Origin of the sequence: Streptomyces sp. 135 (assembly GCF_020026305.1) — a bacterium.
Lineage (GTDB): Bacteria > Actinomycetota > Actinomycetes > Streptomycetales > Streptomycetaceae > Streptomyces.
Genome location: NZ_CP075691.1, coordinates 4602412 through 4615803 on the forward strand (window position 1 = coordinate 4602412; position 13392 = coordinate 4615803).

At 70.8% G+C, this 13392-nt stretch carries 14 protein-coding genes; 8 read left to right on the forward strand and 6 right to left on the reverse strand.

All coding sequences use genetic code 11. From position 1 onward, the window contains the following. Positions 1–131 precede the first annotated feature (131 nt). Positions 132–338: a hypothetical protein gene (locus tag KKZ08_RS20740; RefSeq protein WP_223775888.1), complete on the forward strand. Its 207-nt coding sequence runs from the start codon at positions 132–134 to the stop codon at positions 336–338. Between the two features lie 40 nt (positions 339–378). On the opposite strand, the gene KKZ08_RS20745 is transcribed toward KKZ08_RS20740, so the two are convergent. Further along, positions 379–648 carry a hypothetical protein gene (locus KKZ08_RS20745; RefSeq protein ID WP_223775889.1) on the reverse strand — a complete coding sequence of 90 codons (270 nt, stop codon included), beginning with the start codon at positions 646–648 and terminating at the stop codon, positions 379–381. 775 nt (positions 649–1423) lie between these two features. Continuing rightward, the gene (locus KKZ08_RS20750) at positions 1424–2194 is read right to left on the reverse strand and encodes an NIPSNAP family protein (protein WP_223775890.1); all 771 of its coding nucleotides are present in this window, start codon (positions 2192–2194) and stop codon (positions 1424–1426) included. A 129-nt stretch (positions 2195–2323) separates the two neighbouring features. On the opposite strand from KKZ08_RS20750, the gene KKZ08_RS20755 reads away from it, so the two are divergent. The 7 genes from KKZ08_RS20755 to KKZ08_RS20785 all read left to right on the forward strand — a co-directional run bounded on the left by KKZ08_RS20755 (position 2324) and on the right by KKZ08_RS20785 (position 10483). Further along, a complete protein-coding gene (locus KKZ08_RS20755; RefSeq protein WP_223775891.1) occupies positions 2324–3301 on the forward strand; it encodes a WYL domain-containing protein in 978 nt (325 codons plus the stop codon). Between the two features lie 159 nt (positions 3302–3460). Next, positions 3461–4168, forward strand: a complete 708-nt coding sequence (locus KKZ08_RS20760; RefSeq protein WP_223775892.1) for a Crp/Fnr family transcriptional regulator — start codon at positions 3461–3463, stop codon at positions 4166–4168. 93 nt (positions 4169–4261) lie between these two features. Continuing rightward, a complete protein-coding gene (locus KKZ08_RS20765; RefSeq protein WP_223775893.1) occupies positions 4262–5074 on the forward strand; it encodes a hypothetical protein in 813 nt (270 codons plus the stop codon). Next, positions 5067–7346 (forward strand): hypothetical protein, encoded by a 2280-nt coding sequence (locus KKZ08_RS20770; protein ID WP_223775894.1) that lies wholly within the window; start codon positions 5067–5069, stop codon positions 7344–7346. The genes KKZ08_RS20765 and KKZ08_RS20770 overlap by 8 nt, the downstream gene beginning before the upstream one ends. Next, the gene (locus KKZ08_RS20775) at positions 7343–8422 is read left to right on the forward strand and encodes a hypothetical protein (protein ID WP_223775895.1); all 1080 of its coding nucleotides are present in this window, start codon (positions 7343–7345) and stop codon (positions 8420–8422) included. The genes KKZ08_RS20770 and KKZ08_RS20775 overlap by 4 nt, the downstream gene beginning before the upstream one ends. Continuing rightward, positions 8415–9860 carry a DUF4407 domain-containing protein gene (locus KKZ08_RS20780; RefSeq protein WP_223775896.1) on the forward strand — a complete coding sequence of 482 codons (1446 nt, stop codon included), beginning with the start codon at positions 8415–8417 and terminating at the stop codon, positions 9858–9860. The genes KKZ08_RS20775 and KKZ08_RS20780 overlap by 8 nt, the downstream gene beginning before the upstream one ends. 83 nt (positions 9861–9943) lie before the next feature. Then, positions 9944–10483, forward strand: coding sequence for a Pycsar system effector family protein (locus KKZ08_RS20785; RefSeq protein ID WP_223775897.1), 540 nt, complete (start codon positions 9944–9946; stop codon positions 10481–10483). 50 nt (positions 10484–10533) lie between these two features. On the opposite strand, the gene KKZ08_RS20790 is transcribed toward KKZ08_RS20785, so the two are convergent. The 4 genes from KKZ08_RS20790 to KKZ08_RS20805 all read right to left on the reverse strand — a co-directional run bounded on the left by KKZ08_RS20790 (position 10534) and on the right by KKZ08_RS20805 (position 13360). Then, positions 10534–10863, reverse strand: a complete 330-nt coding sequence (locus tag KKZ08_RS20790) for an SCO5918 family protein (protein WP_223775898.1) — start codon at positions 10861–10863, stop codon at positions 10534–10536. A 101-nt stretch (positions 10864–10964) separates the two neighbouring features. Next, positions 10965–11252: a CBS domain-containing protein gene (locus KKZ08_RS20795; RefSeq protein WP_223779128.1), complete on the reverse strand. Its 288-nt coding sequence runs from the start codon at positions 11250–11252 to the stop codon at positions 10965–10967. Positions 11253–11348: 96 nt separating this feature from the next. Beyond that, entirely contained in the window at positions 11349–12839 is a 1491-nt protein-coding gene (locus tag KKZ08_RS20800) for a DEAD/DEAH box helicase (RefSeq protein WP_223775899.1), read from the reverse strand. A gap of 317 nt (positions 12840–13156) precedes the next feature. Further along, entirely contained in the window at positions 13157–13360 is a 204-nt protein-coding gene (locus tag KKZ08_RS20805; protein ID WP_004986771.1) for a cold-shock protein, read from the reverse strand. Between the last annotated feature and the right edge of the window lie 32 nt (positions 13361–13392).

Consider the following 13392-nt stretch of genomic DNA (forward strand, 5'->3'; position numbering starts at 1 on the left):
GCGTCCGTGTCTATCACCGGAGCGGATCACCGGCCTGTCGGGCCGAACCGAACGGATGATGCCCTGTCGGCACCGTCGGCGTCGCGCGTAGCCGCGAGCGCGGGTGCGTCGTTGGGCAGGGCATGAACGACGTGAGAAGAAACGTTCTTCCGGCTCGGCAGGTCCGTACGGTCGCCGCCACCACGCCCGAGGACGGGTCGTCGTCCGTCTCGCCGACGCCCATCTACGACGCGCTCGTACGTCAGTGGCATGCCCAGTGCCGGGAGGTCCCGCACCCGACGGCGGTGTGCCCGGGCCGGGTGCGTGTGGACCCGCAGGACCTGTTCCGGCGAGGCTGAGCGCCCCTGCTGCCTGCCTGCCTGCCCGCCCGGCGGCGTGTCAGACCAGGGCGACGGCCAGGAAGCCCGAGAGCACCGCGGCGGTCGCGGCGGACAGCAGGACGAAGCGTCCGCGTCCGCGCCACAGGCCGCCCCACACGCCCCGCATGGGGACGGAATCGTTTCTCCTCGCCGCTTCCACGTGGGCGGACAACTCGGCGAGGCCGTCCGCCTGCCGCAACTGCGCGCACCACTGGCAGTAGTCGAGACCCGCGTCGGGGCCGACCGGCCAGCGCGTCGTGCCGGGGAGATCGTCGTCAAAAACCGCCATGCCGGACTCAACGACGTACAAATGGCTGCCGGAACGACCCGGTCAGCCTCCGGGGCGGCTTTTCACCCACTTGCTGGCAGGCCCTGTTTCTCGAATGGGGGAATCGGGGCGCAAGGGGGCATCGGCTTTGGAAATGCGGGGAACGGAGCCCGTTTGGGCTTTTTTGCGCTGGGGATCGCGGGGATGGCGGAACGTCGAGGGGCCCGGATGCCGTACCGGCATCCGGGCCCCGAGCTTTCACACCATCTGCCGACTGAACGCGTCGGCCTTCATGTTCCGCGGTTCCGACTGGGAGAGCGGAGCCGCGGGGATCGCGGTTGCGTGACCGGGGACCACCTTCCAATCCGGGGCCTGCGGTACCCGGGCCGTACTGCTCGCCCGGGCGATCCTGATGGCGTCTGCTCCTACCTCCTGCGATGTACTGCTACTTCGGTGTACTGCTTCCTGCGTCGTACTGCTGAACTGCGGGAACTGCCTGCGGCCCCTGGGGCCGCTCCGGCCCGGCAACCAGTGGCGGGACCCACCTTGTCCGGCCCCGCCACTCCGCTGCCGTTCCGTCTTCCGTGCGCGGCAGTTCGTCTCTGCCGCGCCCTCTACGACTCGTTGAGAACAAGAAAACACTAACCCCGGGACTGGGCAATGTCTACCTTCGCTGGGGCAGATTTCCTCCAGGGGTGGCAGCGGAAGTTCTACCGCCGAGGCATCCGGCCCGGCATCCGACCGGTCCAGCGGCGCGACTGATCCATCGGCGCGACTGATCCATCGGTGCGGTCGGTCAGGAGAGTGACCGGCCGGTGGGTGCCAGCCGCAGTCGCTGGGGCGCCGCCGCCTGGACCCGCTCGATGCCCGGCAGGATCTCGGCGCGGGCGGTGGGATGGGCCCGGACCTGGGCGAGGTGTCGCCGGTGCGCGGCCGCATCGGCGTACGAGGTGAAGAGCGCGGCGACGTTCTCGCCGGTGCGGACCGGCAGCCTGGGGAACGTGTTGCGCGCGGGCTCGGTCGCCAGGAGGGCGAAGGGCGCGGGGCCCGTGTCGCGGAGCACGGGCAGCAGGCCGTCCCGGATCAGCGCGACGCCGTCGTACCCCGGGGGAAAGGACCACACGGTGGCGGCCACGAAGCGGTCGGGCGCCGGAGCGCCGACGGGGGGCCGTGCGGAGGGGGAGGCGGTGAAGCCGCTGCCGGCGGGCTCGGAGGGCAGTCCGGAGTGCGGTTCTGGGCGCGGTTCGGGGCGCAGAAGGAGTACGTCGTCGGAGTCGCGCATGGTGTCGTTCGCCTGGGGCCCGTGCTCGGCCCATACGGGGCCGCCGTAGAAGTCCGTGAGCGCGCGGTGACGAGTCGCCATGTCCGGGAAACCGCGCAGCCAGACGAAACGGTCCGGGTCGTCGAGGTCCCGGAACTGGCCGAGCACGCCAGCCCCCACCGCTTCCTGGGGCTCGATGAACTCCCGGTCGAACAGCTCGATGAGCTCGTCGCGGCGGCCGGGGCGCAGCGTGTACTGGCGCAGCTCGATCACGGCGGGCGGGGCAACGGGGCCGGTGGGTCGCACGGCAGGACTCCTGTTCGACGTTCTCCAGGCAGGGCGGTCTCTTTCGCCGGGGCGGGCCGGCCGCTGAGAAGCCGACCGTAGGAGAACCGCGTGACAGGGGCTGTCAGGGTTTCCGGGGAAAATGCGCGCATGCCTGCCAGTCGACTGCTCTCGGTGCTGCTGTTGCTGCAAGCGCGGGGCCGGATGTCCGCGCGAGCGATCGCCGACGAGCTGCACGTCTCCGTGCGCACCGCCTACCGGGACGTGGCGCGCCTGCAGGCCGCCGGGGTCCCGGTCTACGCGGAGCCGGGCCGCGGGGGCGGCTACCAGCTGCTCGACGGCTACCGCACCCGCCTCACCGGGATGAGCGAGGGCGAGGCGCGGGCACTGTTCTTCGCCGGACTGCCCGGCCCGGCGGCCGACTTGGGCTTCACAGCCGAGGTGATCGCGGTGCGGCTTAAGCTGCTCGCCGCGCTGCCGGCGGGGCTGCGCGAGGAGGCGGCACGTATCGCGGAGGTGTTCCACCTGGACGTCCCCGGCTGGTACCGGGACCCCGAGCGGACACCGCATCTGCCCCTGCTCGTCGAGGCGTTGCTCACCGGGCGGGCGGTGGACGTGCGCTACCGCCGCTGGCGCGCCCCGCAGGAGGTCGACCGCCGCCTGCGCCCCTACGGCCTGGTGCTCAAATCAGGTACGTGGTACCTGGTGGCGGCCGGTGAGAAGGGCCCCGCGACCTACCGCGTCGCCCACGTCCTCGACGCGGCGCTGACCGACGAACTGTCCGCCAGACCGGCGGACTTCGACCTGGGCGCGTACTGGGCGTCCTACCTCGACGACTTCCGGGAGCGCCGCTACACCGGCACGGCGACCATCCGCCTGTCCCCTCAGGGACGCCGCCGCCTGCCCGACAACGTCCCGCCCGACGTGGTCCGTGCGGTCGACGCCACCGCGACCGCCGTCGGCACCGAGGGGTGGGTCGAGGCGGTCATCCCGATCGAGAGCACCGACCACGCCCGAGGCGAACTGCTGCGCCTCGGCGCGGACGTGGAGGCCCTCGCCCCACCCGAACTCCGCCGGACCATGGCCGAGACCGTGGAGATACTGGCCCGGGCGTACGAGAGGCGTTGACGCGGGCGCCCCGAGCCGTGCCTTCGGTCAATTCCGGATACGAAGCGAGAGAACAGGCCACATCCCTTCCTTTCCGCTTGCCGGTTCACGGTTCGGCGGCAGCATGGTCAGGCACTTGAGGGGCGCGTCGCGCCGCGAAGTGAGCTCGCGGGGGTGTTGGTGAATCAGGCATGGCCGCCGTCCACCTTTCTCGGTCGGTTGCGGAACGCGACACGGGAAGAGCTCCTGGCCGAGGGCACCCCGATCGCCTATCCGTCGCATCGCGCCCTGCTGCAACAGGGCGACGAGAGCCGCCATGTCCTGCTGCTCACGAGTGGTGTCGTGAAGGTGGTGGCCAGCGCCGAGAGCGGTTACGACATGCTGCTCGCCGTGCGCATAGCGGGTGACCTGGTCGGTGAGATGGCGGCCTTCGAGGAGCGCCCCCGGTCCGGCACGGTGATCGCGTGCAGTGACGTGACCGCGCGCATCATCCAGATGCGGACGCTGGAGGCCTTCCTCACCCGCCACCCGGACGCCATGCGGGCCATCCTCCACATGCTCTGTGCCCGGCTGCGCTGGGCCAACCGGCGCCGGGTCGATTTCCAGGCCTATGACTCGCTGACCCGACTGGCCCGGGTGCTCGCGGAGTTGTGCCAGGCCTATGCCCGGCCCGAGCCGGACAGCGACGGCAAGCGGTGCGACCTCGGCGTGACGCTGACGCAGAGGGAGCTCGCGTCACTGGCCGGTCTGAAGCTCAACACGGCGGAAAAGAACCTGGCCCTGCTGACAGCCCAGGGACTGGTGGAGCGTCATTACCGAAACATAACCATCTGTGACGTTCCGAAGTTGCTTGAATTCGCCAAAGTCTTCGCTGACAACCCGTACTGATACGGGATCACTTCGCGCACCGTCTCCTAGCCTCTCGGGCAGCACTTCGTGGGCAGTGTCTGCCCATCGCCTGCCCAGAGAGGAAATGATCGGGTGGCTGCGTGGCCTGACTTCTATCCCTGCACCTGCATAGCCGTGGACGCACAGGCATACGGGAGCAACAACGACCGTAGGCAGTCCGAGATCCAGCACGATCTGCCGCGGCTCCTCGACCGCGCCGCCAGGCGCGCCGGCCTGGACCGCTCGCAGTGGCAGATCCAGCCCAAGGGCGACGAGCAACTGGCGGTGCGGCCGGTCGACGGCAAGGAACCGCGTCTGGTCGACGACTACGTCCGCCATCTCGTCGCCGAGCTGCGCGACCACAACGCTCAGCGAGTCCCCGAGGCCCGCATGCGGCTGCGGGCCGTCATCCACCAGGGGCTGGTGGAGCTGGCCGACAACGGCTTCGCCGGCAGGGCCGTGGTGGCCACGGCACGCCTGCTGAATTCGCGCCCGCTCTACGACGCCTTGGCCGCGCACCCCGAGGCCGACCTGGCGCTGCTGCTGTCCGACGACGTCTTCCGGTCCACCGTGGCGGGCGGTCACACGACCCTGTCCACCGGCGACTTCAGTCGCGTCGACGTCCAGGTGAAGGAGTTCGACGCCACGGCCTGGCTGTGCGTGCCGGCGCTCGGTGTGCCGGCCGCCGCCTCACACGGACCCGGGGCCGCGGAGAGGGGGAAGCCCGCGGCCCCTGCCACGGGGGAGCCCGCGGCGGACCGGACGGAACCGGCCGCCGCGGGCGGAGCCGACAGCGGGACGCGGTTCAGCAACGACTACCGGGCCGACAACGTCAACGTCACCAATATCGCCGGCCCCGTGGACGCCAGAGGCGCCGTCTTCGGCTTCGGGAGCGCCGGTGGCTGACGATGCGGAACCGGACGTCGTGGCGGTGGTCCCGCCCGAGTCCGCACCCGACGCGGACGTCTTGCCGCCCCCGCCGGAGGGTGCCGACGGTGCCCCGCAGGCAGAGGAGGACGCCCGCGGTCCCGGAGCCGGGCGGGACGTGCCCCTTGGCGGACGCGAGGAGCCGGACGAGCTTGAGGAGGACGAACGGGGCTACAGCGAACTGAGCCGCGTCCACCAACTCGTCAACAACAACTTCTACGGGGTCGTCGACGCCTCCGGAGCGGCCTTCGGCTTCGGCTCCGCCTCGCCCCTCGGTCTCGCACCCGGCACCATCGAGCCCGAGGACGCCGACCGGGCCCTGCGGTTCTACGAGCCGCCGCAGCCCTGCTTCGACGAGGCGCTCGGCAAACTGCGTGAGAACGCCCTCGTGGTGCTGACCGGCGAGGACCACTGCGGCCGGGGCGCGAGTTCCCTCGCCCTGCTCCGAGAGATCCTGGGCGAACAGGCCGCGCTGCGCAGCCTGTCGCCCGCCAACGCCCTGGCCGAGCTGGCGGCGTCGCGGGACCTCAGGCCGGGACAGGGATACGTCATCCTCGACTACGTCGGCGAGCTGCATGTCGAGGCCGTACAGGCGTACGCGATCGGACGGCTGAGCGAGGAGCTGCGCCGGAAGGGGTCGTACCTGGTGATCACGGCGGGTGGCACCACCCGCCGACGGCTGGCGCTGCGGGACCACTGCGTGCCCTGGCAGGCCCTGGACCCCGTAGAACTGTTCGAGCGCTGCCGGGAGAAACTGCCGCACGCCGCCCTGGAGCCGGACACCGAGAAGGAGCTGCTGGCGCGGGTCGGCGAACAGCGGCGGCCGGCGGATGTCGTCGCCGCGGCCGTGACCCTTTCCCGCGAGGGTGTACAGAAGGCGCTGGACAGCCTGCGGGACTGCCACCGGGAGCTGGTCCAGGAGCTGTTCCGCAAGCGGCCGCCCGCGGACGACCTGATTCCGCTCGCGGCCCTGGCCTTCCTGGAGGGCATTCCCGAGCGGACGTTCGAGAAGGAGTGCGCCGCGCTCACCGCCCACGTGCGCAACTGGGAGCAGAGCGGCGAAACGCCGGTGGCGGAGCGGGGCGACGAGGCCGCGGCAGCCCTGCGCGGTGAGGTGGCCCAGCAGTCCCGGGCCCGGTGGAAGGAGCGGGCGGCGGGGCTCGTGACGACCGAGCGCCGCGCCGCTTCGGGTCGATGCGCCGGGCGCAGCGAGCGTCGTCTGGTGTTCACCTCGCCGCGCGTCCGAGAGCTCGTCATCAAGGAGCTGCACGACCTGTACGGCTACGAGCTCTGGTACCCGCTGCGCCAGTGGCTGGGCGAGCTGGCCCTGCTGGGCGACCTGGACACCCGTACCGAGGTGGCCCGGGGAGTCGCGCTCCTGGCTCGGCACGCGCTCGTAGAGGTCGACGAGAACATGTTGAAGGTGTGGTCCGACGGGCTCGCCAGTCAGCGGGTGACCGCCGCGCTGACGCTGCAGTTCATGTGCGACGTCGAGCATCTCGCGCCGCAGGCCCTGAACACCGTCCTGAGCTGGACGGACAACAGCGGTCAGAGCAGGGCCGTCACGGCGGCCATGGCGCTCACGGGCCGCCTGGGCTCCCTCTACCGCATGGAGGCGCTCAAGTCGCTCTGGTTCCTGACGCTGCGCGGGGAACGGATCGCTTCCGCGGCCCACCGTTCCATGGTCCTGCTGCTACAGGCCGCCGCCGAACAGGACCGGGAACGCGCGCTGGTCATCCTCCGGTACGTACGGACCGTGATCACCAGGACGCCCCGAGGGTCCAGGGAGCGGTCGATCGCCCTGCGCACCGCCGTGCAGCTGCTGGAGGCCACCCGGTCGGAGAGCCCCGAACCCGTCACCGCCGCACTCCTGCGCAGCGTCCCGGACAGCGCCCGTCACCTCGGGTCCCTGTGGGCGGACGTCCTGCACAGCGGCAACCGGAGCCGGGCGGTCAGTGCGCTGTGCCGGACGCTGGTGGAGCTACGGAACGACCCCTCCGTCACCGGCGCCGTGCGGGAACTCGGCGAGGCCATGCGGAACGCCATGAGCGGACGCCAGTGGGTCGCGCTGCGCCACCACCTGTCCATCGCCCTGAAGCATCCCGACTACGCGATCCCCGGCGCCCACCAACTGGCGCAGGTACTCCTCGGATCGCTGCGCGGACGACCGCCGACGGACCCCCGGCGCGCCGCCTCGTCCCTCATACCGACCTCTCGCCCCGCTCCCGCCCAAGGAGGCCGAAGCAAGTGAACTACCCGGTCATCGCCGAGCACATCCTGGCCACCGTCCAGGGCACCTGGTGGTCTCGGCGTCGCCAACGCGACGACGTGCCGCAGCTGCCGCCCGGAGCGGTCTACGTCTTCAGGGTCGGCGGGAACTACCGCACCTTCCCCGAGGGCATGGTGTTCGACCCGGCCCACCCCGACGTGCTCGACGCCTCCTCGGTCAGCCTGGTCGACACCCGCGCGCGCCTGGTCGAGGTGGAGCGCACGCTCCCGTCGGTGAGCGAGGCGGACAACTTCACGGTACGGGCGTCCTTCACCTGCCAGGTGACCGACCCGACCGTCATCGCCCGGCAGGGCATCATCGACGTCACCGTTCCGCTGCGCGCCTATCTGATGGGCGACGGCGACCTGCCGAGGGCGAGCGCCGGGCACCGCGTGGAGGAGGTCAACGCGGTGCGGACCGAGGTCAGTCATCGCATCACCGCGTACAGCGCGATCGTCCCGCCGCGGGTCGCCGGCATGAGCGTGGAATTCGTCAGCGCGGAGGTGCACGCGTCGGACGACCTGCGGGACTGGGAGCAGAAGCTGCGCGACGAGCGGCGCTCCTGGGAACTCCAGCGCGGGCAGCGGGACTTCGAGACCCAGGACGCGCTCCGGATCGCGGAACTGCTCTCCCAGGGATCCGACCACGTGGACGCCTTCGGTATCGCCAGGAAGGAGATCGACGTCACCGAGGCGGCGGCCCGCATCCATCGGAGCACAGAAGGGGAGTCGGCCCGCCGCCACGCGGCGGAGACGTCGGACCGGGCCCACGCCCAGGCGCGGGAGACGGCGGAGGCGCAGATGCGCAGGGACATGCTGCTGACGTTGCTGCGGCAGATGGGCGGCAGCGAGTACGTCGACTATCACCAGGTCCTGGAACAAGTCCTGCGGGAGACGGGCGGGGGCGGCCAGGCCGTGTCCGGCATCGGAGCCACCGTCGACAGCGCCCGCATGGTCGAGTCGGGACCGGCGGGCCCCCGCCTCACCGAGGCGGCCCGGGACGGCTCGCGCGGCCCGCAGGGTGGTTACGTCAGGGACGAGGACGATCTCATTGACTGACATCTCGACGAACCCTGTGGCGGCTCCCGGTGTGGGGGAGAGCCAAGGCAGTGGTGATGCCGGCGCGCGTCCCGCGCAGGGTCGGCCCACCGTCCGCGCCGCGGAGCACGGGCCCGCTGTCCGCACCACCGGTGACGGGGCCCTGGCCCGTACGGCCCACGGTCCCTTCCGCTTCGACGCCGCACGACGGTTGCGCACCCTGACCGGCGTCGACGAGGAGCTGCTGGAGAGGGTCAGATACGAGCGGAGCAAGTACACGGCCCTCGGCGGGGTGGTGCTCGGCACCTCCGTCATCGCGGCTTTCTCCATGTGGAACTTCGCCACCGAGGCGCTCGGCAGGGTCTCCCTCGTGGCCCTTGTCCCGACCTGCATCTGGATGCTGTTCGTGCTCAACCTCGACCGCTGGCTGGTCACGCCCCAGCCGAACGCGCGGCGGCGGGTCGGCCCCCTCCTCATGCGCATGCTGATCGCCCTGCTGCTGGGAGCGGTGATCGCTGAGCCCCTGGTGCTGCGCATCTTCCAGACGGCCATCGAGGAACGCGTCGCCGACGAGCGTACGGATGAGATCGACCGGTTGCGCACGAACCTGGTGCGCTGCAATCCCGTACCGTCCACGACGCGGGCCGTCACCCCCAAGGGCTGCGAAACGTCGTATGTCCTCTCCTTCGGCAGGACGCCCGGCGAACGAGCCGACGAACTGGCCGCCCTGCGCTCGGACGCCGCCGCCCTACAGAAGCGGGTGGATCGGGACACCACCAGGCTGGAGGCCATCGACTCCCAGGTACGGGACGAGTGCCGTCAGCTGATCCGCATGGCCGCCACCGGCCTGTATCAGCGGACCTCCGAATGCCTGCGCCTGCGGGAGAAGGCACGGGACTACCGGAAGACCCATCGCACCGACGCGAACGAGCGGCGACTGGCCCGCATGAACAGCCGCATCTCGAAGACCGAGGCCGAGCAGACCACGTCGCGCGGTGCCTTCCTCAAGGCCCGGGCCGAGGGTGTCGAGCGGCGTCTGGAGGAGGAGCGCGCCAAGCAGAAGGAGATCGGGGTCCTGGAGCGGATGCGGGCGCTCGAACAACTCGCCACCGGCAACCCGGTGTTGTTCGTGGGCATCTGGCTGGTGCGCCTGCTGTTCATCCTCCTCGACATACTCCCCGTGCTGGTGAAGTACCTGAGCGGCGAGTCCGCGTACGACCGGATGCTCACCAGCGCGAGCAACAGCGGGGTCAAGGTCCACGACGCCGAGGTCCGGCTCGCCGAGCACCGGGCCATGGCGGACATCGAGATCGCCCAGGACGCCATCGAGCAGGAGGTCCGGCGGCACCGTGCCGAGTCGGAGGCGGCGTTCCGGGAGCACACGGCGGCGATGAACATCCGGGTCCGGCAGGCGGTGAACGCGCTGGAGGACGAGATCCGCCGCTCATCGACGGTCTGACCTGCCGCCTGCACCGGAACACAGCACCACGGCCGCCCCGCACACCGGGGCGGCCGCCTGACATACGCCACGGAGGGGGAAGCGTGACCACACATGGAGGCGACCCAGGCACTGTCCCGGATGCCCGGACCACGGCCGACCGCGGCGCGGAGCTCGCCAGGGTCCTGCTGTCCGAGGTCCGCGAGGAGGTCATGAGGGCCGACAACAAGGCCGGCCTCATGCTGGCGTCCCTGGGCGCGGCGCTGACCGCCATGCTCGGGGCGATCGGCAGCGGCGATATCGCCCCACGGCAGTACGCCGTCGTTCCGCAGATCCTGCTCTGGGCGGGCTGCGCCTCCTGCGTACCGGCGCTCGTCCTGCTGGGCCTGGCCATAACCCCCCGGCTGGGGCATCCCCACTACCGCCGCAGCCATTACTTCGGCGACGCGAGGCTCGCGAGATCGGTCGCGCACCTGGAGCGGAGGATCCGCCACACCGACCTCGTGTCCCGGGACCTGAGCCAGCTGCTGACCCTGTCCCGGATCGCCTGGACCAAGTACCGCTGCATACGCCATGCACTGGTCTGGGGCACAGCCTTCTTCGCCCTCACGCTGCTGGGCATAGTGACCGGAGCGGCGGCATAGAGGCACACCGGCGTACTACTACGTTGTCAGGCGGTCAGGCGGTCAGGCGGTCAGGCGGTCAGGCGGTCAGGGGGGGTGCCCAGCATGGCGGCGGCCCGCTGGACCGGGCTGAGCACGGCCGAGGGCGCGGCCACGGGGGCGGGAGCGGGACCCGTACGGCAGGTGAAGCCGAGCTGGGCCATGGACCTGAGGACCTCGCCCGCGCTGAAGTCACGGCGGTCCTGGCGGGTGATGACCTCGCCGACCTGCTTGACGGGGTAGTGGCGCCGCCCGATGATCACGGACTGCCCGGTGACGGGTTCGGGCTTGACGCCCTTCATCGTTTCGAGCACGCCGCTCTTGGTCAGGTCGAACGGGAAGCGAGCGATGACACAGCGCATGAGACCTCGCAGGGAGAAGGGGCGACCGGGGTGAGCCGACCGCGGTGAGCTGATTCGGCGGCCGGCGCCGGCACCGGGTACGGCCCCGGCACCAGCGCTGGTCATGGTGTCGGCGGCGAGGTGACGTGCCCGCTGCCGTCGATGATGTCGCGCAGGCGGATCCGGTCCGTGTATCCGGATCCGTCACGAACGGCGGTGAGCGCGGACCGGGTCACCAGATGGGTGCGCTTGTCGTCGTCGTCGCAGACGACCAGGTGCCTGACGCGGGCGCCGGCCATGACGCACAGGGCGACCTCGACCGTCATGTCGGCCCAGACCCGGGGCCCGGCCTCCTCCGCGGTGCCGGCCACGGCGGTCCGGACCGCCGTCTGGGGCGGCGTCTGAGCCAGTGCCTGGACCAACGTCAAAGGTGCCTCCTGCGCAGGGGTGGGTCAGCGGACCAGCGGTGCAGCGGATGAGCGGTTCAGTTTGCGGTCACCACGGCTCTAGGCCGCCGCGTCGACAACGGTCTGCCGCGGTACGGACGACGCACGCCGCGTCGCGGAAGCGGGGCGGCGACGGCCGCGTGACGTGCCGCCGCGCTTGGGGCGTTCGGTCACCGGCGCGGTGATGACCACCGGGACTCCGGAGGGCGCCTGGGCGCCGGTGATCCGGGTGAGCGCCTCCTCGCCGGAGCGGACCTGCGTGACCTGCGGGCTGATCCCGGCATCCGCCATGAGACGGACCATGCCGCGGCGCTGGTTGGGGGTCACCAGCGTGACGACGCTGCCGGACTCACCGGCGCGCGCGGTACGACCGCCGCGGTGCAGGTAGTCCTTGTGGTCGGTCGGCGGGTCGACGTTGACGACGAGGTCGAGGTTGTCGACGTGGATGCCGCGGGCGGCGACGTTCGTGGCGACGAGCACGGTGACGTGGCCGGACTTGAACTGCGTCAGGGTGCGGTTGCGCTGGGGCTGCGACTTCCCGCCGTGCAGCGCGGCGGCCCGTACGCCGCTGTTGAGCAGGTCCTGCGTCAACCGGTCGACGGCGTGCTTGGTGTCCAGGAACATGATCACGCGCCCGTCGCGGGCGGCGATCTCCGTGGTGGCCGTGTGCTTGTCGGCGCCCTGGACGTGCAGGACGTGGTGCTCCATCGTCGTGACCGCGCCGGCCGAGGGGTCGACGGAGTGGACGACGGGGTCCGTCAGGTAACGGCGCACCAGCAGGTCGACGTTGCGGTCCAGGGTGGCGGAGAAGAGCATCCGCTGGCCCTCGGGACGTACCTGGTCGAGGAGCGCGGTGACCTGCGGCATGAACCCCATGTCCGCCATCTGGTCGGCCTCGTCCAGCACGGTGATGCCCACCTGGTTCAGGCGGCAGTCGCCACGGTCGATGAGGTCCTTGAGCCGGCCGGGCGTCGCGACGACGACCTCGGCCCCGCCCCGCAGCGCGTTGGCCTGCCTGCCGATCGACATCCCGCCCACGACCGTGGTCAGCCGAAGACGTACGGAACGGGCGTACGGGGTGAGCGCGTCGGTCACCTGCTGCGCGAGCTCGCGGGTGGGTACGAGGATCAGCCCCAGCGGCTGACGGGGCTCGGCACGCTGCCCGGCCGTACGGGAGAGCAGGGCGAGGCCGAAGGCGAGCGTCTTGCCGGAGCCGGTGCGCCCGCGGCCGAGGACGTCACGGCCCGCGAGGGAGTTCGGCAGTGTCGCTCCCTGGATCGGGAAGGGGACGGCCACGCCCTGCCTGCCGAGCTCGGCCAGCAGCGGTGCCGGCATGCCGAGGTCGGCGAAGGCCTCCACGGCGGGCAGGGCCGGGGTGACGGTCTTGGGGAGAGCGAACTCACCCTGCGGGGCGGCGGGCCGACGGCCGTAACCGCCGGAGCTTCCGGAGCGGCGCGGGGCCGACGAGCCGAAGCGGCTGTTGCCCTTTCCGGCGTCGGCGCCGCCGTTGCGGTTGCGGGGGAAACGGTCGTTCGTACGCGTGCGGTTCATGCGGGAACCTTCCTCGATGCGGCGCATATCAAGGAATTCCCGCAGCGATGAGCAGCGCAGAGAATTACAAGAATGGACCGATGATAAAAACGAAAGCGGAAACGAGAGTGAAAGCGAAGGCGAGAGTGGAGCGGCAGCGAATCCGGCCGGTCGAATAATCCATACGGATGCCGGCGGCGCTGAGGCGATGTGACGCGACAGGGGCGTTGAACCCGGAGCGTCCCGCTCACCCGCAGGCGAAAACACTGCGGAAAATGCATGCAGCTGGGGCCCGCACCCCGAAGGATGCGGGCCCCAGCTGCAAGTGCGCGTAAGCGTCAGGCGGGAACGATGTTCTCGGCCGTCGGGCCCTTCTGGCCCTGAGCGATGTCGAAGCTCACCTTCTGGCCTTCGAGCAGCTCACGGAAGCCCTGGGCGGCGATGTTCGAGTAGTGGGCGAACACGTCGGCGCCGCCACCGTCCTGCTCGATGAAGCCGAAGCCCTTTTCCGCGTTGAACCACTTCACGGTACCAGTAGCCATGTCAAATCTCCTTTGGGGCAGTACATCGGGAT

Bases quoted from the DNA above. Each gene is read 5' to 3' on its own strand.
- KKZ08_RS20745 (WP_223775889.1), bottom strand. From the start codon at position 648: ATGGCGGTTTTTGACGACGATCTCCCCGGCACGACGCGCTGGCCGGTC.
- KKZ08_RS20755 (WP_223775891.1), top strand. From the start codon at position 2,324: ATGCCTGCCAGTCGACTGCTCTCGGTGCTGCTGTTGCTGCAAGCGCGG.
- KKZ08_RS20790 (WP_223775898.1), bottom strand. From the start codon at position 10,863: ATGCGCTGTGTCATCGCTCGCTTCCCGTTCGACCTGACCAAGAGCGGC.
- KKZ08_RS20805 (WP_004986771.1), bottom strand. From the start codon at position 13,360: ATGGCTACTGGTACCGTGAAGTGGTTCAACGCGGAAAAGGGCTTCGGC.
- KKZ08_RS20800 (WP_223775899.1), bottom strand. From the start codon at position 12,839: ATGAACCGCACGCGTACGAACGACCGTTTCCCCCGCAACCGCAACGGC.